Source organism: Variovorax sp. RKNM96, assembly GCF_017161115.1.
Classification (GTDB): domain Bacteria; phylum Pseudomonadota; class Gammaproteobacteria; order Burkholderiales; family Burkholderiaceae_C; genus Variovorax.
This window is the reverse complement of the sequence record NZ_CP046508.1, coordinates 6,748,147-6,768,303: the sequence shown is the minus strand read 5'-3', so window position 1 is coordinate 6,768,303 and position 20,157 is coordinate 6,748,147. Positions and strand designations below refer to the sequence as shown.

Here is a 20,157-nt window from a genome sequence, read left to right as displayed (position 1 = left end):
GAAGGCGCGCATGGTCCAGAACCAGGCGCGGGCGCATTCTGAAACGAGAAATGGAGAGCGTCGAGCACCTCGTTGCAGCGAACGGAATCTCTTCACGGATCGCGCAAGTTTTGTGCGCTGCCGCAACTGCGTTGCATGTGAACGGAAGGACTCAATACTTCAAAGTGTGATGACGATCTTTCCGAATGCGCCGCGTTCCAGGTGGTCGAGTGCAGCGGGCAGCGCATCGAATTCGTACTGCGCTGCAACCACTGGCTTGAGCGCATTGATGTCGATGGCGCGCACGAGGTCTTCGAGCGCGCGCCGGTGGCCGACGCCGATGCCTTGCACCGTCACGCGGCCGAGCACCATCGCATAGAACGACGCGCTCAAGGTCTCGCCGCCGAGCATGCCGATGATCGACACGCGTCCGCCCTGCTTCACGGCCTGCAGCGAGCGATCGAGGTTCGGGCCGCTCGACAGCTCGAGCACATGGTCCGCGCCGCGTCCGTTCGTGAGCCGGCGCACTTCGGCCGGCCAGTCGCCGTTGCGCAGCAGTACATGCGAAGCACCGAGCGCAAGCGTCTGCTCGCGCTTGTCCTCGCTGCCCGTCACCACGATGGTCTGTGCGCCATGCAGCCGCGCGAGCTGCAGGCCGAACAGCGCGACGCCGCCGGTGCCATGGATCAGCACGGTCTCGCCCGCGCGCAACCCGCCGGTCTCGGCGAGCGCGAACCATGCGGTGAGGCCTGCGCAGGGCAGCGTGCTGGCTTCGGCCAGGCTCAGGGTCTCGGGCGCGGCCACGGCCCACGCCGCATCGATCAGGACATGCGATGCGAGCATGCCCGGCCCGGGCCCGCCGGCGAGCACGGCCGCGTCGTGCCAGTGGCTGTCGATCCACCCACCCCAGAAGGTGTTGACGACGCGGTCGCCCACGGCGAAGCGCGTCACGCCTGCGCCGGTGGCCACCACCGTGCCCGCCATGTCGGAGCCGGGCGTGAAGGGCATGTCGAGCTTCATGCCCATGCCGTCGCGAATCATCAGCAGGTCGCGGTAGTTGAGCGACACGGCGCCCACCCGCACGAGGATCTGGCCCGCGCCCGGCACGGGCAGCGGCGCTTCGGCCTGTGCGAGGTGGGCGCGGCCGAATTGGGGAAGCTGCCAGCGGCGCAGCGTTTCAGGTTCTTGCATCGAAAGAGGCTCCAGGAAAAAGCGAAGCCTTGATGCTATTGACGATGAAAACTATCCGGTGGCGGATAATTTTCTCTTTGATGGCGCCTGAAAGTATCCAATGAGCCAACGCCTTCAAGGCATCGAAGAATTCGTCGCGGCGGTGGAGGCGGGCAGCTTCGCGCTCGCGGCACAGCGGCTGCACGTCACCCGTTCGGCGGTCGCCAAGAGCATCGCGCGGCTCGAGGCGCGGCTGGACACGCGGCTGTTCCTGCGCACCACGCGCAGCCAGAGCCTCACCGAGGAAGGCCACGGCTACTACGAGCGTTGCCGGCGCGCGCTGGCCGAGCTCGATGCGGCCGAGGCCCTCACCGACGTGGCGCGCAGCACCGCAGCGGGCCTCGTGCGCCTGAGCATGCCGGCGATGCTCGGCCGGCTCAAGATCGGGCCGCTGTTGCTGGCGCTGGCGCGGCGGCATCCGGGGCTTTCGCTCGAACTGGGGTTCAGCGACCGGCGCGTGGACCTGGTCGAAGAGGGCCTCGATCTCGCGATCCGCAGCGGCGAACTGCCCGACACCTCGGACCTGGTCGCGCGGTCGGTCGGCGTGCAGTGGATGGCGCTGTGCGCCGCGCCCGCCTACCTCGACGAGCGCGGGCATCCCCGCGGCATCGAGGCGCTGCAGGCACCGCACGAGGCCGTGCTCTATGCACGCGACGGCCAGGTCTCGACCTGGCGCTTTCACGATGCCGAAGGCCGGCTCGTCGAAGTGACGCTGCCTTCGCGGCTGCGCTGCGACAGCGCCGAGGTGCTGCTCGAAGCGGCCATCGGCGGCATGGGCCTGGCGCGCCTGCCCGCATGGCTCGCGGCCGATGCGCTCGCCGCCGGGACGCTGGTGCGCGTGTTCGAGGAGCCGAAGCCCTTCGGTTTCGAGTTGAACGTGATTCGCGCGCGCAGCCGCTACCTGCCGTTCAAGACGCGCGTGGTGATCGACTGGCTGGCCGAGCACCTGCCGCCGCTGCTGGCGGTGCCGTGATCGTCGTGATCTGCAACGCGGGCGCTATCCTGCGTCTTCGAACAAACAACACGTCATCCCGAGGAGAAACGCATGCGCCTCTTTGCCATCCGGAACATCGCAGCCACCGTTGCCCTCGCGGCGCTTCTCCTGCCTTCGCAGCACGCAGCCGCGCAGGGCACGGTCAATGCGCTGTGCAGCACCGACGCGGGCTGGTGCGAGGCGGCGGCCGCGGCCTTCACGCGCGAGACCGGCATCAAGGTGCAGCAGGCGCACAAGGGCACCGGCGAGATCGGTGCACAGCTGCGTGCCGAGGCGGCGAACCCCAAGACCGACATCTGGTGGGGCGGCACCGGCGACCCGTTCCTGCAGGCGGCCGAGCAGGGCCTGCTCGAACCCTATCGCCCGGCCTACATCAACGACCTGCACGACTGGGCGGTGCGGCAGTACGCGCTGTCGCAGAACATGGTGGGCGGCTTCTACACGAGCGCGATCGGCTTCGGCTTCAACACCGACGTGCTCAAAAAGAAGAAGCTGCATGAGCCCAAATGCTGGGCCGATCTGATTAAGCCCGAATACAAGGGCGAGATCGAGATCTCGCACCCGGCATCGAGCGGCACGGCGTACACCATCATCGCGGGCCTCGTGCAGCAGATGGGCGAGGACGCGGCCTTCGACTACCTCAAGAAGCTGCACAAAAACGTCACCAGCTACACCCGCAGCGGCCAGGCGCAGGCGCCCAACGTGGCCAAGGGCGAGGTGGCCATCGGCGTGAGCTTCATCTTCGGCTTCGAGCGCTGGCGCTACGACAAATTTCCAGTGAAGACCGCTGCACCCTGCGAAGGCACGGGCTACGAGATCGGCGGCATCGCGCTGGTGAAGGGCGCGCGCAACAAGGAGAACGCCAGGCGCTACTACGACTGGCTCATGAGCCCCAAGGGCCAGGCCATCGGCGGCCAGGCGGGCAGCCTGCAATCGCCGGCCAACAAGACCTTCAAGCCCGATGCGCGCATTCCGTCGATGGCCGACGTGAAGCTCATCAGGTACGACTTCCAGAAGTACGGGCAGGCGGCCGAGCGCAAGCGGTTGATCGACCGGTGGACGCGGGAGGTCGAATCGCAGCCCCGATAAGGGGCACCGCACCTTTCAAGAAACACCGCGGAACCGGCTTCGCCGGGCCGCAGGTGTTGCCCCCGGCGAGGGGGAAGGAGAAGCGACACGCAGTGCGCGAAGCCTGGGGGAGTGCCTAGCCACATGCCTTGTTGTGCGAGGCGTGCATGCCTTTGGCCTTGGCATCGGCCTCGCTCAGGTACTCGCCCTTTTTCGTCTTGCCGTAGTAGCGGTCGCCCATGCAGTGGTAGACCTTGGTTTCGTCGTTCGCCCACACCTTGCCGGCACCGCCGCCGGGTGCCGCGGCCATCTTGGTGAGGTCGGGTGCGCCGGGTGTGCGGGTCGCGGTGCCGGTGCTCGGCGCAACGCCGGTCTTGCTGACGGCGGCCGACTGGGTTTCGACCGCGGGCGTCGCGGTAGGTGCGAGCGCAGTGGCGGCGGCCGGCGCGGCCTTCGCGTCTGCCGTCTTGCCGAACCATGTCTTGATGCCCTTGTGGCCCCTGCACGCGCCCGACTTGGCGTCGGGCGAGGCATAACTGCCGTCCTTGCACTGCACGGTGGTGCCGGCCGGCGCATCGGCGGGCACCTGGGCCTGGGCGGTCAGGGCGCTCAGGCCGAGGCAGGCTGCGATCAGCAGCATCGTGTGGCGGTTCATCGTCATTGGGGGCTCCCGTTGTTGGAGCGCACAGCTTCGGCGCCCGATCCCAGCGGAAGCTGACCAGCCCCGGATCAGGGCGTGCTGGCCGTGAACGTGACCGTGCCGCTGTAGGTGCCGGCGGTGCGGCTGGCCGAGTTCAGGTACGAGAAGGTCCAGTCCGCGTTGCGCTGCGTCACCAGGTTGTTGAAGCTGGTGCCGATCACGGTCACGCCGATGCCCGTGCCGGTATTGGGAATCGCTGGCGCGGGCAGGTTGACGTTGCTGGAAAGGATGGTGATTTCCGACAGGGGAATGGTGTTCGCGCCGTTGGCGAGCGGTGCCGTCGCGGTGGCGCGCAGGATGACCTGCCCGGCATTGCTGCGCACCTCCACAGGCAGCACGTTGCCGTTGGGCGTGACCGTGAAGCCCGGCGCCGCGCCGCTCCAGTTCACCGCCGTGTTGTTGCCCGCGGCCGGCGTGGTGGGACCGCCCGGAATCGAAGGCGTGAGCGTGAAGCTCACAGTGCTGGTCGTGCCGCCGGGCGTGGGGAAGTCTCCGTTGCCGATGCGAAAGAAGATGAACTTCTGGATGGCGATCGTGAAGTCCAGGCTCGCCTGGGTGCTGCGCGGAACGTTGATGCCGCTGGTCGACGTGCTGGAGTCGGCCTGCGCGGCGGGCATCGTCGCGGCGATGCCCGCCGCGCAGGCGAGCGCCGCCATGCCGCGAACGGCAGCGCGGGCGGGTCGGGTGCGCCGCATGTCCGCGCGCAGTGTCACTTGAGCTCCGCGTCCACCTTGAAGCTGCCCTTGTCCCAGTCCAGCGTGCCGCTGGTCTTCACCGGGTAGACCGGCTCCAGCGCGGGCTGGCCGCTCTCGCCCTTGGGCACCAGCGCCAGCGTGCGGGTCTGGCCCGGCAGGATCGGCGTGCCCTCGGGCACCAGCTCGAAGGCGCGGCCCTTGCTGTCGGTCGCGTCCAGGCTGCCTTCGAGGCGACCGTGCGCGTCGCCGGTGTTGGTCACGGTCACGACGGTGCGGCGCTTGCCGCCGGCCTCGCCGCTCGCGATCTGCTTCATCTCGAGCTTGGGCTCGGCGCCGTCGAGCATGAGATACACGGCCACCGCGATGCGCCCGGTCACCGGCAGGCTCAGGCTGGCGCCGCCGCCCTGGATGATGGTCTGCTGCGCGGGCTCGGTGCCCTCGATGGCGATCATGAAACGGCACTCGCCGCGCGGCGAACCCGCCGGCGGATCGATCTGGAAGCGGAACGATTTCTTGCCGCGCGCGGGCACTGTCACGCTGCGCCGTTCCAGCGCGACCCAGGGCCGGCAGCTGCCGGGCTGCAGGTCGTCGTGGTAGGTGATGTTGCCGTCGGCCGAGTAGCTCCAGTCGATGGTGCGCACCGACACCTCGGTGGGGGCCGACGCGAGGTTGTGGATGTCCAGCGACTGGCCCAGGCGCGCGCCGCTCTTGCCCGACACCTCGAAGCGCGAGGGGGAGACGGCGATCTCGAACGGCGCGGCCGTCGCGGCGCCGGCGCATGCCAGCAGCAAAAAGAAGGAGGAGGCGCGCAGCCATTGCGGCAGCGTGCGGGTGTGAAGAAGAAACTTGTTCATGGCAGGGTCTCGATTTCGAAGATCGATTCGAAGCTCAGGGATGCGCCCGATGGCAGGCGAAGTTCGCGCGGATCGATGCGCAGCGTGAGGTCGAAGGTTTCGTTCATCCACGCCGTGGCGACGGTGCCGCTCCAGACCGGTACGCGCTCGCCTGGGCGTGCGTTGCCGCTCGCAAAGGCTCCGTTGCCGCGCCACTGCACCTGCAGGCCCGAGGGCGAGCGCAGGCCCGGGATGCCCGCGGGAATCACGTAGAAGATGCGCGCGCGCCGGCCGATGTAGGGCGCGGTGGCGAGCCGGTATTCGATGCGCCCGAACGGCAGGTTGAAGCTGGTGCCGTCGATGGGCTGCGCGTTGCGGAAGTCGCTGTTGACCTGGGCGCGGGGCGAGGTGGAGTCGTCCAGCCGTGCGACCAGCGCGCTGGCGGGAAGCGCCAGGCACACGAGGAAGCCGGCGCATGCAGCGGTTCGGGTGGCCAGGTGCACGTGCGTTACTCCATGGACGCCGTGAAGCGCACGGTGCCCTTGTAGTTGCCGGCCGGGTAGACGACGTCGTTGTCGTAGCTGAACTGCAGTCGTGTCGCGTTCATCGCGTTCGACTGATAGGTGTAGCCCAGGCAGAAGATGATGAGCGGGAACGAGCAGAAGGTCGCGTTGGCATTGAAGCTCGCGATCTGCTGATCGGTGGCGCCGGTGAAACGGCCGCTCTGGATGTCGCCTGTCGCGGCGGCGCCGTTGTTGCTGGCGACCCAGCTGATGTCGCTGAAGGGAATGGTGGTGCCGGTGCAGCCGCCCGACTGGCAGGGCAGGCCCAGTTGCGAGTCGACCTTGAGCATCACCGGCCGTGCCGTGGCCGACGAATTCGCGGGCCGGATCGGCGTGACCGAGACGTCGATGGTCTGCGAGCCCGTCACCGCCGTGGGCGTCAGGGCCACGTTGTTGCCGGTCACGTTGAACGCCACGGTATCGATGCCGGTCAGGGAGCCGACCCGCAGCGAAATGGCATAGACGCCGCCGGTGTCCGACACCGTCGTGATGACCGCGCCGGCGGGCATGGCGGCGCCCGCCGCCAGCACCGCGGCCCCGAGCAGGCCGCGCCACCGGCGCCGTGCCTTGCGGCCGGCTCCGTCGACGTGCGCTGCTCGCAAATGCATCAGATGCCCTGTGCGGTGTAGGTGATGGTGGTGGTGTACGTGTTCGCGGTCCAGCTGGCCGGCGTGCCGCCCAGAGCGTACGTCCATGTGCCCGTGGCCACCTGGTTGGAGGGGAACGGCGTCGAGGCGCAGGCACCGAGGTTGGCGCCCGGGTGCGGCAGCGTACCGGTCGTCGCCACCGTGAAGTTGGCGTTCGCCGGGCCGCCCGTGGCGTTCCATGCGGCCACTGCGCAGTTGATGGTGCCGGCGCCGGCGTTGGTCCAGGCGTACACGGTGAGTGCGCCGGCGGCGGTGGTGGTGGTCACGGTCGGAGCCGCGCCGCTCCAGTCCACGTTGGTGTTGGCGGCTGTGGCCAGCGGGGTGGTCGGCGCAACGCCGGGGATGCTCAGGGCCGACGTCCAGCTCACCGTGTCTTGCGTGGTGTTGGTCGCGCCCACGCGCAGCAGGATGAGCTTGGGCACGACCACGCTCAGCTTGACATTGGCCTGCGCGGTGATGGTGCCGGTGCCCGAGCCGTACTGGCTTTCGGCCATGGCGGCGCCGCCGGTGAAGAGGGAGAGGGCCGCCACGGAAATGGCGAGCATGCGATGGGCGATGGAACTGCGGATCATGAAATTGCCTTGGTTGAGAAAGATGAAGGGAGACACAAAGAAAGACCGGAAAGAAACGTCGCTCATTCGCCCACCTTGACCACGGGGATCTCGGCGGTGGCCTGGCCACGCAAGGGAACATTGACGCTCACGCCGCTGTCGCCGGCCACGCCCCAAGGGAGCGGCACGCTGTCGAGGGTGAGCGTCAGTTGATGGCGACCGGTCGTCACCAACGGGAATTCGAAACGGCCGTCGCGGTCGGTCGTGGTGCGGTAGCGGCCGTCCAGCTGCACCTCGACGTTGGCGACGCCGCCTTCGCCGGACTGCTGCGCGCCGTCGCGGTTGGCGTCGAAGAACACGCGCCCGGCCACGCTGCCGCCGCCGGCACCCGAACCGCTGCCGCGCACGCCAGCGGTCTGGAAGGCGGTGCCCGCGCTGCCCTCCCAGCGCAGGTAGATGTAGGCGGTCTTGTCGTTGCTGCGATAGAGCTGCGGGCCCGAGATCGATGTCGGCACCACGGCGGCGCGCGCCTGGTTGAAGTTGGCCGAGAAGCCCACGCGCCAGCCCTTGGCGAGTTCCTTCTCGGCCACGAGCGAGCCCGACAGGCCGCGGCTGGTGTACAGGCCGCCGCTTTGCGAGGTGTAGCGCAGGTTGCCGGAGATGTTGAAGCCGCTGTCGAGCCAGTAGCGGAACTGCACGCCCGCCGTGGGGTAGTCGCGCGCCACGCCGCCGCTCTTGTCGTGCGCGTAGCCCAGGGTGGTGGTGAGCTCGGGGCGCATGTTCTCGTAGCGTCCGCCGATCCAGTCCTGCTCCCACTGCAGTTCCTCGCCGGTGGCGGCCTGATCGCCGAGCACGATCAGCTCGTTGCGCCGCACCGTGAGGCTCAGGCGGCTGCGCGGCAGGTCGAAGAAACGCGTCTGGTAGAAGGCGTTGCCGTAGAGGCTGCGCGAGTCGGCCGTGCTGTTGCTGCCGGCCGAGGCGGCCGGGGTCTTTTCATAGCGCGTCTGGTAGACGCTCACGCTGCCGCCGGCCGACGTGTTGCGATCGAACAGGTACTGGAAATTGCCGTTCCCACCGGTACGGCTGTAGCCCGAGAGATTGAAGTTGGCATCGGGCTGCGCGCGCTCGTAGTCGAGGCCGCCGCCCCAGCTCATGCGGCTCGTGTTGCGGTCCGCGCGCCAGTAGGCGCCGCGCGTGCCGGTGGCCACGGCGTAGTCGCCGAAGTACAGGTTCGGCCTTGCCGTGTAGGCGCCGAATTCGTGGCGATAGAGGCCGGTGCGCGCGCTCGCCTCGACGAAGAGCCCCTGCGAATCGCCGGTGGCGACGCCCGGCGTCTGCGAACCGATGCGGCTGCCGAGCAGCGTGGCGCGGGCCTTGAAGTCGCCGCTCTGCGCCACCTCGCGGCCGTAGCCCAGCGAGGTGGCCCAGCTCGTGACGCTCTTGGAGCCGAAGCCCTGCCCGGTGAGCGGGTCGGTGTAGTACGCCGGGATGTCGCGCGCCTGGTCCACCTGCGCGGCGGCGAACCACTTGTCGCCCAGGCGCTGCGTGAGGCCGAGCCAGCCGAGCGTGCCCTGGTTCTTCTCGAAGCCGGGATACGGGCCGCCGGTCAGGGAGCCGCGCTCGCCGAAACCGGCGCGCAGGTCGGTGCTGTTGTTGAAGATGCGCGTCGATGCGCCGCGCACCGTGGTGCTGCCGAGCGAAAGGCGGTAGTTGCGGCCGAGCCCTTCGGTCAGCTCGCTGTAGATGTCGCCCACCGCGCTGTCGGCGAAGGTCTCCGGGGTGATCGGAAAGCCGAGATTGCGCAGCGTGATGCGGCCGCTGCTCGCGTCCCGCGCGTAGCCGAGCGATCCGACGCTGCTGCCGCTGGCCAGGCTGTCGCCGCTCAGGTGGCGGCCGTCGGCCTGCAGCACGAATTCCCCGTAGTTGAGCGTCTCGCGGCGGTATTCGAGGCGCTGGCCAAACTCGGCCGCGCGCTGCCGGCCGTAGCCGGAGGTCTTCGAATCGCCGAAGCCGATGCGGCTCTCGACCAGCCAGGCGCGAAAGCCCTGCGGCTGTTCGGCCTCTTCGGCGGTGTCGTCGGCGGATGTGGCGCCGGCTTCCGGCGCGCTCATGAAGTTGTCCTGGTAGGCCTTGGGGGCGGCCTCGATGAGCGCCTTCAGGCGCGCCTGCTCTGCCTGGGCGCGGTCCATCGGCTGGATGCGGGCATCAGGCGCGGCGGCTTGCACGGCCGTCGCCTTCCCTGAGCCGGTCTGCGCCATCGCCTGCGAGAGACAGGCCAGCGCGGCTAGGCAGCCCGTGCCCAGCCGCGCGACGACGAGGCGCCACGGCATTCCGGCCGGGCCGGCGGCAATCGACAGGGCCACGCTCGTCATCGAACAACATCTCCGTTCCTTTGGGCAGTGCGGCCCCGGTTGCAATCACAGGGTGCGGAGAGTAGTTCACAACTGTTAATTAAAGTAACTTTTATCAGCTGAAAGTACTAATTTTGGCGGCCTGTGCCAAATTGTTCCGACCCGATCGTGAAAAGCTCCGCCCTTTTACGAACCTCATCGTTGTTTTTGGAACACTGCGCCTCAGCTGAAGAAGTTGGCACCGCGTCGTCTTTCGGTCGCCGCGCCGACTTAGAATTTTTTCGATCTCGACATTTCTCCCTCATGGCTGACTCTTCCAATACCAAACTCCCCTTCCAGGCCGAAGTCGCGCAACTGCTGCACCTCGTCACGCATGCGCTCTACTCCAACAAGGAAATCTTCCTGCGCGAGCTGATCTCGAACGCGTCCGACGCGTGCGACAAGCTGCGCTTCGAGGCGCTCGACCACCCCGAGCTGTACGAAGACCAGCCCGACCTGGACGTGCGCCTCACGTTCGACAAGGCCGCGCGCACCCTCACCATCACCGACAAGGGCATCGGCCTGTCGCGCCAGGAAGCCATCGACAACCTGGGCACGATCGCCAAGAGCGGCACCAAGGACTTCATGAGCAAGCTCAGCGGCGACCAGAAGGCCGACGCGCAGCTCATCGGCCAGTTCGGCGTGGGCTTCTATTCGGGCTTCATCGTGGCCGACAAGATCAGCGTCGAATCGCGCCGCGCCGGCTTGCCGGCCGACCAGGGCGTGCGCTGGGTCAGCGGCGGCGCCGGCGACTTCGAGGTGGCCGACATCACCCGCGCCGAACGTGGCACGAGCATCACGCTGCACCTGCGCGACGACGCCGACGAATACCTCAATGCCTGGAAGTTGAAGCAGATCGTTGGCAAGTACTCCGACCACATCTCGCTCCCGATCCTCATGGAAAAGGAAGAGTGGAAGGAAGGCGAGAACGACCAGCCCGGCGACATGGTGAAGACCGGCGAGTGGGAAACGGTCAACAAGGCCAACGCCCTCTGGAGCCGCCCCAAGAAGGACATCACGCCCGAGCAGTACGAGGAGTTCTACAAGAGCATCAGCCACGACTACGAGGCGCCGCTCGCCTGGAGCCACAACCGCGTGGAGGGCAGCACCGAATACACGCAGCTGCTCTACATCCCGGCCAAGGCGCCGTTCGACCTGTGGAACCGTGACAAGAGCGCGGGCGTCAAGCTGTACGTCAAGCGCGTCTTCATCATGGACGACGCCGAGGCGCTGCTGCCGAGCTACCTGCGATTCGTCAAAGGCGTGATCGACTCGGCCGACCTGCCGCTGAACGTGAGCCGCGAGCTGCTGCAGGAAAGCCGCGATGTGAAGGCCATCCGCGAAGGCAGCACCAAGCGCGTGCTCTCGATGCTCGAGGACCTGGCGAAGAAGCAGAAGACCGCGCCCGAGAGCGGAGAGGGCAAGATCGACGTGGGCTCGGGCGAATCGGTGCCGGCCCCCGAGCCGACCGAAGGTGTGACCGATGTGGTCGACAAGAACACGCCCACCGCCGCTGAAACGGCCGCCGCAGCCGCTGACGAATCCGGTAAGTACGCCAAGTTTTACGCCGAGTTCGGCGCGGTGCTCAAGGAGGGCCTCGGCGAAGACATGGGCAACCGCGACCGCATCGCCAAGCTGCTGCGCTTCGCCTCGAGCACCAGCGACGCCGTGACCGTGAGCCTGGCCGACTACAAGGCGCGCATGAAGGACGGCCAGGACGCGATCTACTACATCACGGCCGACACCCTGGCCGGCGCCAAGAACAGCCCGCAGCTAGAAGTCTTCAAGAAAAAGGGCATCGAGGTGCTGCTCATGACCGACCGCGTGGACGAGTGGTCGCTCAACTACCTCACCGAATTCGACGGCACGCCGCTGCAGAGCGTGGCCAAGGGCGCGGTCGACCTGGGCAAGCTGCAGGACGAGGCCGAGAAGAAGGCCGCCGAGGAAGCCGCCGAATCCTTCAAGCCGCTGCTCGAGCGCCTGAAGGAAGCTCTCAAGGACAAGGCCGACGACGTGCGCGTGACCACCCGCCTGGTCGACTCGCCCGCCTGCCTCGTGGTGCAGGACGGCGGCATGAGCACGCAGCTCGCGCGCATGCTCAAGCAAGCCGGCCAGCCCGCGCCCGACCTGAAGCCGGTGCTCGAAGTCAACGCCGAGCACGCGCTCGTGAAGAAGCTGGAGAGCTCCGAGCACTTCGACGACCTCGCCAACATCCTCTTCGACCAGGCGCTGCTCGCCGAAGGGGGCCTCCCGGCCGACCCCGCCGCCTACGTGAGGCGCGTCAACGCGCTGCTGGTGTGACGGCCCGGCCGCGCACCCTTCGTGCAGCAGCCGTCGCTCCGGCGGCGCTGCTGACGATGCTCCTGGTGAGCGGCTGTTCGCACTATCACATCGGTATTCCGCTGGTGCCCGGGCTCTCGCTCGGGCTGGGCGCCAGCAAGGACGGCAATTTCTCCGTCGGCCTGAACACCGGCTGGGGCCCGCTCGGCGCGGGCGTCTCGGTCAACAACACCGGCGTGGTCGCCGGCAACGCGGGCGTGGGTGTGGGCGTCGGCATCGGGCCGATCGGCACCGGCGTCGGCGTGGGCAAGAGCGTGGTGTTGCACGACCCGAATGCGGGCAAGCCGGGGTATGCGCCTGCGGGCGGCGCCGCGCCGGTCACCACGGCGGCGGTGGGGGCCACGGTGCCGATTTCCGGTACGTCCGGCGTCACCGGCGCCGCTCCCGTGGCGCTGGTTCCGCCGGCTGCGCCGGTGACCGTCACCAAGGGCAGTGTGACCCGACCGGTTGCCGCCGCCGCGCCGCAGCCTTCCGCGGTGCGCGTTTCCTACAGCACACCGGCCCCTGCTGCCGCCGCTTCGGCCGGCAGCCTCGGCTCGCCGGGCAATCCCGTCGCGCCCTGATGGTCGCGTCCTTCCATTCATCCGCGCCGCGGACCGGCGCGAGGGTGCCCCGATGACTCTCACTACAGAAGCCGTTCTGGCGATCGCCCCCGACGATGCGTCGGCCAAGGCCGCCAAGGGCCTGCTCGCACCGGCCAAGTGGCCCACGCTCGGGTATTCCGACGAGGCCGTCTGGGGCGAATGCCAGGGCAGCGGCAGCAAGCCCTACCAGACGCAGGTCGATCTCTCCGGCCCCGTTTTCCGCTGCTCCTGCCCGAGCCGCAAGTTCCCCTGCAAGCACGGCCTCGCGCTGATGCTGCTGCGCGCGCAGAGCGACGCCAGCTTCACCGCCGGCACGCCGCCGCCGTGGGTGGCCGAGTGGATCGCCTCGCGCCGCGACAAGGCCGAGAAAAAAGAAGCGCGCGCCGCCGAACCCGCGACCGCGCCCGATCCCGCCGCGGCCGCCAAGCGCGACGCGCAGCGCTGGAAGCGCATCGAAGCCGGCGTGCAGGAGCTCGCGCGCTGGCTCGACGACCAGACCCAGCGCGGCCTCGCCGCGCTCGGCAGCGAACAGCAGCAGGCCTGGGGCGCGGTGGCGGCGCGCATGGTCGATGCACAGGCGCCGGGGCTCGGCCAGCGCATCACGCAGGCGGCCGAACTCATCGGCGTGGGCGAAGGCTGGCCGGCGCGCTTGCTCGACCGGCTCGGCCGCCTTCAATTGATCGTCGATGCGGTGCCGCGCCGCGAATCGCTCTCGCCCGCCACGCTGGCCGATCTGCGCATCGCGCTCGGCTGGCCGCAGGACCGCGAAGGCCTGCTCGCGGACGGCGAATGCATCAGCGACCATTGGCTCGTGCTGGGTCAGTGCACAGACGAACGCGATGCAAAGCTGGTCGAGCGCCATGTGTGGCTGCAGGGCCGCGCGAGCGGGCGGCGTGCGTTGCTGCTCGATTACTCGCATGGCGGGCGTGGTTTCGAAACCGGCTGGGTCAGCGGCAGCGAGCGCGCCGCGGTGCTGTGCTTCTATCCCGGCCACGCTTCGCAGCGCGCGCTGGTGGCTGAACTGCTGGCGGACGCGCCCGCGTTGGCGCAGCCTGCGACCGATGCCTCCGACGAGTGGCACCGCATGGCACAACAGATCGCTGCTAATCCCTGGCAACCGCTGCTGCCGATGGTGTGGGCCGAAGCCATTCCGGCACGGCACGGCGACCAATGGTGGCTGCGCCTCGATGCCGCGCCGCAGGCCTTGCCGATGCAACTGGCGACGCAGGAGGCCTGGCAGTTGCTGGCGCACTCGGGTGGCGCGCCGCTGCGCGTCTTCGGCGAGTGGGACGGCGAGCAGTTCGCGCCGCTTACCGCCTGGGCTTCGGGTGCAGCGGTCGGCAGCGCGCCGGTCTGGACCCTGGCTGGAGTGCGCGCATGAGCCACTGGAACACCTTGCTGCAGAGCGCGCTGGTCGGCACTGCCCGTCAACCCGTACCTGCCGTCGAAGGAATGGCGGGTGAATTCGGTGGATTGCTGCAGGCGATCCAGGCCGGCGAAGCGCAAGGCCAGCTCCTGCGCGTCGCGGGCGCCGTGGCCATCGGCCGCCGCGCCGGCTTCGTGGCGCCCGGTTTATCGCCTTCCGATGCACCGGTCGCCGCCGCGGACGAACGTCTCGTGCTGAACGATCCCGCGCTGCAGGCCGCCATCGCCGATGCGCTGGCAAGCGGACCGCTGCGCCTGCAGCACGAAGGCCTCGCCGCGCTGACTGCCGCCGGCCTGCGCCTGCCCCACAACCTCCTGCCCACCGCGCTCGACGCCGGCCGCCGTGCCATCGACCTGCGGCCCGCCGTGATCCCGGCGCTCGGCGAGCGCGGCCTCTGGCTCGCCGCGCGGAACGACGACTGGCGCTACGCCGTCGGCGCCAGCGAGCAGGCCGATGCGCAGACGCGCTGGGACGAAGGCAGCCTCGAACAGCGCCGCGCGGTGCTCGCCGAGCAACGCCGCAGCTATCCCGCCGCCGCGCGCGAGCGCCTCGCCGCGGAGCTGCCGCAACTCCCCGCCAAGGAGCGCGCCACGCTGCTCGGCGCGCTGGCCGAGAACATCGGCCCCGACGACGAAGCCCTGATCGACGCGCAACTCAAGGACCGCGCCCGCGACGTGCGCCAGGCCGCGGTCGAATTGCTGCAGCGCCTGCCTGCCAGCGCCCATGTGCAGCGCATCGAAGCCTTCCTCGCGCCGCTGTTGTCGCAAATGGGCGGTGCCTGGCAGTTGAACGCCCCCGAGGCGGCCGACCCGCGCTGGAAGGACGACGCCATCGATCCCATGCGTCCCACCCACGACAGCCTCGGCGAACGCGCCTGGTGGCTCTACCAGCTCGTGCGGCAAACGCCGCTCTCATGGTGGACCACGCGCACCGCAATGACACCCGCCGCGCTGCTCGGCTGGGCCGGGAAGAGCGACTGGAAAGATGCGCTCTTCCGCGGCTGGAACGAAGCCATCCTCGTCGTGTCCGATGTCGACTGGTGCGACGCGATGCTCGACCACCATCACACCCAATACAGCCAGCGCGCCTGGGTCGGCCAGTTGCTGGCGCTGCTGCCGCGCGAACGGCGCGAGCGCCACTGGGTGATCGAACTCGGCCTGGCGGGCAGCGGCGTGCAGAACGTGATCGCTTTCGCCGACCAGGCCTGTGCGCCCGGCGAAACGCCATCGGCCGATCTCTCGCTCCAGCTCGCGGCCGCGCTGCGCGCCCGCGTCGAGCGCGGCGACCTCGTCAACGACTACGTGCTGCGCCAGGTGCTCGGCAACGCGGCCGCGCTGCTGCATGCCGATGCGCTGCACCTGCTGGCCGACCTGCCGCGTGCCGCCGAGGAAAGCCCCGGCGTCGCCAGCGCATTGAGCGACACCGCGCGCATCGTGCGTGCGCGCCAGCTGTTTTCAACCCTTCGTTCCCCGTCAACCTCTTCCTCATCTCAAGGCCGTCCATGAGCAATGTCCTGCGCCAGCATGCCGAACAGCAATTCGCCGAAGAACTCGATGCGCTCCAGAAGGTCGACGACCGCCAGCGGCCGGCCAACTGGAAACTCTCGCCCTGGGCCGTGCTCACCTACCTGATGGGCGGCAAGCTCGCCAACGGCTTCGAGGTCAGCCCCAAATACATCGGCAACAGCCGGTTGATGGAGATTGCCGTCTCCACGCTCGCGACCGATCGCGCGCTGCTGCTCTACGGCGTGCCGGGCACGGCCAAGTCGTGGGTGTCGGAGCATCTGGCCGCGGCCGTGAGCGGTGACTCGACGATGCTGATCCAGGGCACCGCCGGCACCAGCGAAGAGCAACTGCGCTACGGCTGGAACTACGCCGAACTGCTGGCCCACGGCCCGTCGGAAAAGGCGCTGGTGCCGAGCCCGCTGGTGCACGCCATGCGCCTCGGCAAGATCGCGCGCGTCGAAGAACTCACCCGCATTCCGGCCGATGTGCAGGACACGCTGATCACGGTGCTGTCGGAAAAGACGCTGCCCATTCCCGAACTCGGCAGCGAGGTGCAGGCGGTGCGCGGCTTCTCGGTGATCGCCACCGCCAACAACCGCGACAAGGGCGTGAACGAACTCTCGAGCGCGCTCAAGCGTCGCTTCAACACCGTGGTGCTGCCGGTGCCGGCGAGCGAGGCCGAGGAAGTGCAGATCGTGGTCAAGCGCGTGTCCGAACTGGGCCGCGCGCTGGCGCTGCCAGCCGAGCCGCCTGCGCTGCAGGAAGTGCGCCGTGTGGTGCAGATCTTCCGCGAGCTGCGCAACGGCCAGACCGAGGACGGCAAGACACGCATCAAGTCGCCAACCTCCACGCTCTCGACGGCCGAGGCCATCTCCGTCATCAACAGCGGCATGGCGCTGGCCGGCCACTTCGGCGACGGTGTGCTGCGCTCGGCCGACGTGGCCTCGGGCCTGATCGGCGCCGTCATCAAGGATCCGGTGCAGGACCACGTGGTGTGGAAGGAATACCTGGAGACGGTGGTGAAGGAGCGCGCCGACTGGAAGGACCTCTATCGCGCCTGCCGCGAACAGCTCTGAGCCTCGCACGCCACCGCGATTGCACATGGCTTCACCGCTGCATTACTTCGGCATCCGCCACCACGGCCCCGGTTGCGCGCGCAGCCTGCTGCGCGCCTTCGAGTCGCTGCAGCCCGACTGCATCCTGGTCGAGGGTCCGCCCGAGGCTGAGGGCCTGCTTTCCTTCATGGCGCATGCAGACCTGCGCCCGCCGGTCGCGATGCTGGTGCATGCGAACGACGACACACGCCTGGCCGCCTTCTACCCCCTCGCCGAGTTCTCGCCCGAATGGCAGGCGCTGCAATGGGGCGTGAAGCACGCGCTGCCCACGCGCTTCATCGATCTGCCGCAGGCGCATCGCATGGCCATCGAGCAGGCGGCGCGCGCGGCCGACGAGGCCAAGGCGGAAGCACCCACCGAAACACCGCTCGATGACGACGAGACCGACAAGGTGCCCGTCTCCGAAACGGTCGAAGCGCCCGAGGAAGAACACACCGCCAACGCGCTGCCCGACGACCCCTTCGACTGGCTCGCCCATGCCGCGGGCTATGCCGACGGCGAGAGCTGGTGGAACCACATGGTCGAGGAGCGCGGCGACGGCGAAGACCTGTTCGGCGCCATCGCCGAAGCCATGACGGCCGTGCGCGCCGAGACGCCCGAAGACCGCCGCGGCCAGCGCGCGATGGAGAGGGAGCAGCTGCGCGAAGCCTTCATGCGCCAGTCGATCCGCGACGCCGTGAAGGCCGGCCACCAGCGCATCGCCGTCGTCTGCGGTGCGTGGCATGTGCCGGCATTGCAGGGCACGGTCACCGCCAAGGCCGATGCCGCATTGCTCAAGGGCCTGCCGAAGCTCAAGGTGCTCGCGACCTGGGTGCCGTGGACGTATCGCCACCTCACGAGCGCGAGCGGCTACGGCGCGGGCATCGATTCGCCGGGCTGGTACGAGCATCTGTGGCAGCAAGGCCAGCAGGTCGCGGGGCGCACGACCGGCTGGCTCGCGCGCGTGGCGCGGCTGCTGCGCGAGCACGATCTCGATTGCTCCTCTGCCCACCTCATCGAAGCCACGCGCCTCGCCGAAACGCTCGCCGCGCTGCGGGAGCGCCCCGCGCCCGGCCTGCCCGAGCTCGACGAGGCCGTGCGCAGCGTGATCTGCATGGGCGAGCAGGCGCCGCTCACGCTGATCCGCGAACGCCTCACCGTCGGCGACCGCATGGGCCAGGTGCCGGCCGAAGTACCGACCGTACCACTGCAGCGCGACATCGAGCAGGCGCAGAAGAGCCTGCGCCTCAAACCCGAGGCAACGGCCAAGACGCTCGACCTCGACCTGCGCCAGCCCAACGACCTCGCGCGCAGCCATCTGCTGCATCGCCTGCGGCTGCTCGACCTGCCGTGGGGCGAGATCACCGCCGGCCAGCGTGCGAGCCGCGGCACCTTCCACGAAGTGTGGCAACTGCAATGGCAGCCCGAGTTCGCGCTGCGCATCATCGAAGCCAGCCGCTTCGGCGCAACCGTGGCGCATGCCGCGAGCGCGCGCGTGATGGAGGAGCTGGCGACGGAAACCTCGCTCACCGCCCTCGCCGAGCAGGTCGACATCGTGCTGCTCGCCGACCTGCCGGTCGCGGTGCAGGCCGTGACCCGTGCGCTCGAAGACCGCGCCGCGCTCACCGGCGACGCGGTGCAGCTCATCGGCGCGGTGCCGCCGCTGGCCAACGTGTTCCGCTACGGCAGCGTGCGCCAGACCGACAGCGCGCTGCTCTCGCACGTGCTCGACAGCCTGATCGTGCGCGGCGCCATCGGCCTGCCGATCGCCTGCGGCGCGCTCGATGCCGAGGCCGCCGAGGCGCTGCGCACCCGGCTCATCGCCACGCACGACGCGGTGCGCTTGCGCGACGGCGAAGAGACCACCGCCGCCTGGCGCGCCGCGTTGAAGTCCATCGCCTTCGGCGAAACCGGCGCGCCGCTGCTGCGCGGCGTGAGCTGCCGCTTGCTGCTCGACGATGCGCAGATCGACAGCGACGGTGCCTCGCAGCAGCTCGGCCGCAACCTCTCGGCCGGCGCACCGCCGACCGAGGCCGCCGCGTGGCTCGAAGGTTTTCTCAACCGCAATGCGATGGTGCTGCTGCACGACGAGGCCGTGTGGTCGCTGGTCGACCGCTGGCTTTCGGGGCTCGGCGAAGAACACTTCGTGCAGGTGCTCCCGCTGGTGCGCCGCAGCTTCGCGGACTTTTCAGGTTCGGACCGGCGCGCGCTCGGCGAGCGTGCAAAACGTGGCGCGGTTGGCGGTACCTTGCCGGCCGCCGTGGCCGCCACCGATTGGGACGAAACACGCGCGGTGCTCGCGCTGCCGCTGCTGCGGGAACTGCTGGGAGTGAAAGCATGAGCGCGAATCTTCAAGACCCCGCCGACGCTGACGCCGAACAAGCACTGCCGCCCACCGACCGCCTGCAGCGCTGGCGCCTCGTGCTCGGCAGCGAAGCCAACGCGAGCTGCGGCGCCGTCGAAGGCCGGGTGCGCGAGATCGACCAGGCGCTCGCCGCGCTCTACGAAGCCGATGGCCGGCGCGGCCTCGGGCAGGGCGGCCAGCGCGGCGGCCGCGGTGATTCGGCACCCAGCGTGGCGCGCTGGCTCGGCGACATCCGCAAGTACTTTCCGAGCCAGGTGGTGCAGGTGATGCAGCGCGACGCGATGGAGCGGCTCAACCTGCGCCAGATGCTGCTGCAGCCCGAGATGCTGGAGAGCGCGCAGCCCGACGTGCACCTGGTCGCCAATCTCGTGGCGCTGTCGAGCGTGATCCCGGCCGGCACCAAGGACACCGCGCGCGCCGTGGTGCGCAAGGTGGTCGACGAGCTCATGAAGAAGCTCGAGGAGCCGATGCGCAGCGCGGTGAGCGGCGCGCTCAACCGCAGCCAGCGCAACCGCCGCCCGCGCCATTCCGAGATCGACTGGAACCGCACCATCCGCGCCAACCTGCGCCACTGGCAGCCCGAATACCGCACCGTGGTGCCGCAGACGCTGGTCGGCTACGGCCGCAAGGCCCGCCAGCCGCAGCGCGAGGTGATCCTGTGCATCGACCAGAGCGGCTCGATGGCCGCCTCGGTCGTCTACTCGAGCATCTTCGGCGCGGTGATGGCGAGCCTGCCCGCGGTGGCGACCAAGCTCGTGGTGTTCGACACCGCCGTGGTCGACATGACCGAGCAGCTGCAGGACCCGGTGGACCTGCTGTTCGGCGTGCAGCTGGGCGGCGGTACCGACATCAACGGCGCGGTCGGCTACTGCCAGAGCCTGGTGCGCGAGCCGCGCAACACCATCCTCATCCTGATCTCCGACCTGTACGAAGGCGGCGTGGAAGACAACCTGCTGCGCCGCGCCAACGAACTGGTCGAGGCCGGCGTGCAGTTCATCGCGCTGCTCGCGCTCAGCGACGAGGGCGCACCCGCCTACGACCGCGATCTCGCCTCCAAGCTGGCCGCGCTCGGCGTGCCGTCGTTCGCATGCACGCCCGATGCGTTTCCGGGGCTCATGGCCGCCGCGATCAAGCGCGAAGACGTCGCGACGTGGGCCGCGGGCCAGGGCCTGAAAACGAGCCGCGCTGCCTGA

At 69.1% G+C, this 20,157-nt stretch carries 17 protein-coding genes; 9 read left to right on the top strand and 8 right to left on the bottom strand.

The features are described from left to right. Positions 1-159: 159 nt before the first annotated feature. On the bottom strand, positions 160-1,170 hold the full coding sequence (locus GNX71_RS31590) for an NAD(P)-dependent alcohol dehydrogenase (RefSeq protein ID WP_206176047.1): 1,011 nt from the start codon (positions 1,168-1,170) through the stop codon (positions 160-162). Between the two features lie 100 nt (positions 1,171-1,270). On the opposite strand from GNX71_RS31590, the gene GNX71_RS31585 reads away from it, so the two are divergent. Together GNX71_RS31585 and GNX71_RS31580 are read left to right on the top strand one after the other, a co-directional pair. Beyond that, positions 1,271-2,182 carry a LysR substrate-binding domain-containing protein gene (locus GNX71_RS31585; protein WP_206176046.1) on the top strand — a complete coding sequence of 304 codons (912 nt, stop codon included), beginning with the start codon at positions 1,271-1,273 and terminating at the stop codon, positions 2,180-2,182. A 72-nt stretch (positions 2,183-2,254) separates the two neighbouring features. Then, positions 2,255-3,292, top strand: coding sequence for an ABC transporter substrate-binding protein (locus tag GNX71_RS31580; protein ID WP_206176045.1), 1,038 nt, complete (start codon positions 2,255-2,257; stop codon positions 3,290-3,292). Between the two features lie 115 nt (positions 3,293-3,407). On the opposite strand, the gene GNX71_RS31575 is transcribed toward GNX71_RS31580, so the two are convergent. The 7 genes from GNX71_RS31575 to GNX71_RS31545 all read right to left on the bottom strand — a co-directional run bounded on the left by GNX71_RS31575 (position 3,408) and on the right by GNX71_RS31545 (position 9,632). Beyond that, positions 3,408-3,926: a DUF3761 domain-containing protein gene (locus tag GNX71_RS31575; protein WP_206179799.1), complete on the bottom strand. Its 519-nt coding sequence runs from the start codon at positions 3,924-3,926 to the stop codon at positions 3,408-3,410. A 74-nt stretch (positions 3,927-4,000) separates the two neighbouring features. Then, positions 4,001-4,684, bottom strand: coding sequence for a hypothetical protein (locus GNX71_RS31570; RefSeq protein WP_241027101.1), 684 nt, complete (start codon positions 4,682-4,684; stop codon positions 4,001-4,003). Continuing rightward, positions 4,681-5,520 carry a hypothetical protein gene (locus GNX71_RS31565; RefSeq protein ID WP_241027100.1) on the bottom strand — a complete coding sequence of 280 codons (840 nt, stop codon included), beginning with the start codon at positions 5,518-5,520 and terminating at the stop codon, positions 4,681-4,683. Before GNX71_RS31565 ends, GNX71_RS31570 begins: the two co-directional genes overlap by 4 nt. Beyond that, positions 5,517-6,002, bottom strand: a complete 486-nt coding sequence (locus GNX71_RS31560; RefSeq protein ID WP_206176044.1) for a hypothetical protein — start codon at positions 6,000-6,002, stop codon at positions 5,517-5,519. The genes GNX71_RS31565 and GNX71_RS31560 overlap by 4 nt, the downstream gene beginning before the upstream one ends. Before the next feature lie 5 nt (positions 6,003-6,007). After that, on the bottom strand, positions 6,008-6,670 hold the full coding sequence (locus GNX71_RS31555; protein WP_241027099.1) for a hypothetical protein: 663 nt from the start codon (positions 6,668-6,670) through the stop codon (positions 6,008-6,010). Then, a complete protein-coding gene (locus GNX71_RS31550) occupies positions 6,670-7,281 on the bottom strand; it encodes a hypothetical protein (RefSeq protein ID WP_206176043.1) in 612 nt (203 codons plus the stop codon). The genes GNX71_RS31555 and GNX71_RS31550 overlap by 1 nt, the downstream gene beginning before the upstream one ends. A 62-nt stretch (positions 7,282-7,343) precedes the next feature. Further along, positions 7,344-9,632: an SdrD B-like domain-containing protein gene (locus GNX71_RS31545; protein WP_206176042.1), complete on the bottom strand. Its 2,289-nt coding sequence runs from the start codon at positions 9,630-9,632 to the stop codon at positions 7,344-7,346. 282 nt (positions 9,633-9,914) lie between these two features. On the opposite strand from GNX71_RS31545, the gene htpG reads away from it, so the two are divergent. The 7 genes from htpG to GNX71_RS31510 are packed head-to-tail and all read left to right on the top strand — an operon-like array spanning position 9,915 to position 20,157. Then, complete coding sequence (htpG, locus tag GNX71_RS31540; protein WP_206176041.1) at positions 9,915-11,951, top strand: molecular chaperone HtpG; 2,037 nt, start codon at positions 9,915-9,917, stop codon at positions 11,949-11,951. Then, the gene (locus tag GNX71_RS31535) at positions 11,948-12,553 is read left to right on the top strand and encodes a hypothetical protein (RefSeq protein WP_206176040.1); all 606 of its coding nucleotides are present in this window, start codon (positions 11,948-11,950) and stop codon (positions 12,551-12,553) included. Before htpG ends, GNX71_RS31535 begins: the two co-directional genes overlap by 4 nt. 52 nt (positions 12,554-12,605) lie before the next feature. Further along, the gene (locus GNX71_RS31530) at positions 12,606-13,955 is read left to right on the top strand and encodes an SWIM zinc finger family protein (protein ID WP_206176039.1); all 1,350 of its coding nucleotides are present in this window, start codon (positions 12,606-12,608) and stop codon (positions 13,953-13,955) included. Beyond that, complete coding sequence (locus tag GNX71_RS31525) at positions 13,952-15,505, top strand: DUF5691 domain-containing protein (RefSeq protein ID WP_206176038.1); 1,554 nt, start codon at positions 13,952-13,954, stop codon at positions 15,503-15,505. Before GNX71_RS31530 ends, GNX71_RS31525 begins: the two co-directional genes overlap by 4 nt. Further along, complete coding sequence (locus tag GNX71_RS31520) at positions 15,502-16,581, top strand: AAA family ATPase (protein ID WP_206176037.1); 1,080 nt, start codon at positions 15,502-15,504, stop codon at positions 16,579-16,581. The genes GNX71_RS31525 and GNX71_RS31520 overlap by 4 nt, the downstream gene beginning before the upstream one ends. A 25-nt stretch (positions 16,582-16,606) precedes the next feature. Beyond that, on the top strand, positions 16,607-18,940 hold the full coding sequence (locus tag GNX71_RS31515; protein WP_206176036.1) for a DUF5682 family protein: 2,334 nt from the start codon (positions 16,607-16,609) through the stop codon (positions 18,938-18,940). Next, complete coding sequence (locus GNX71_RS31510) at positions 18,937-20,157, top strand: VWA domain-containing protein (RefSeq protein ID WP_206176035.1); 1,221 nt, start codon at positions 18,937-18,939, stop codon at positions 20,155-20,157. Before GNX71_RS31515 ends, GNX71_RS31510 begins: the two co-directional genes overlap by 4 nt.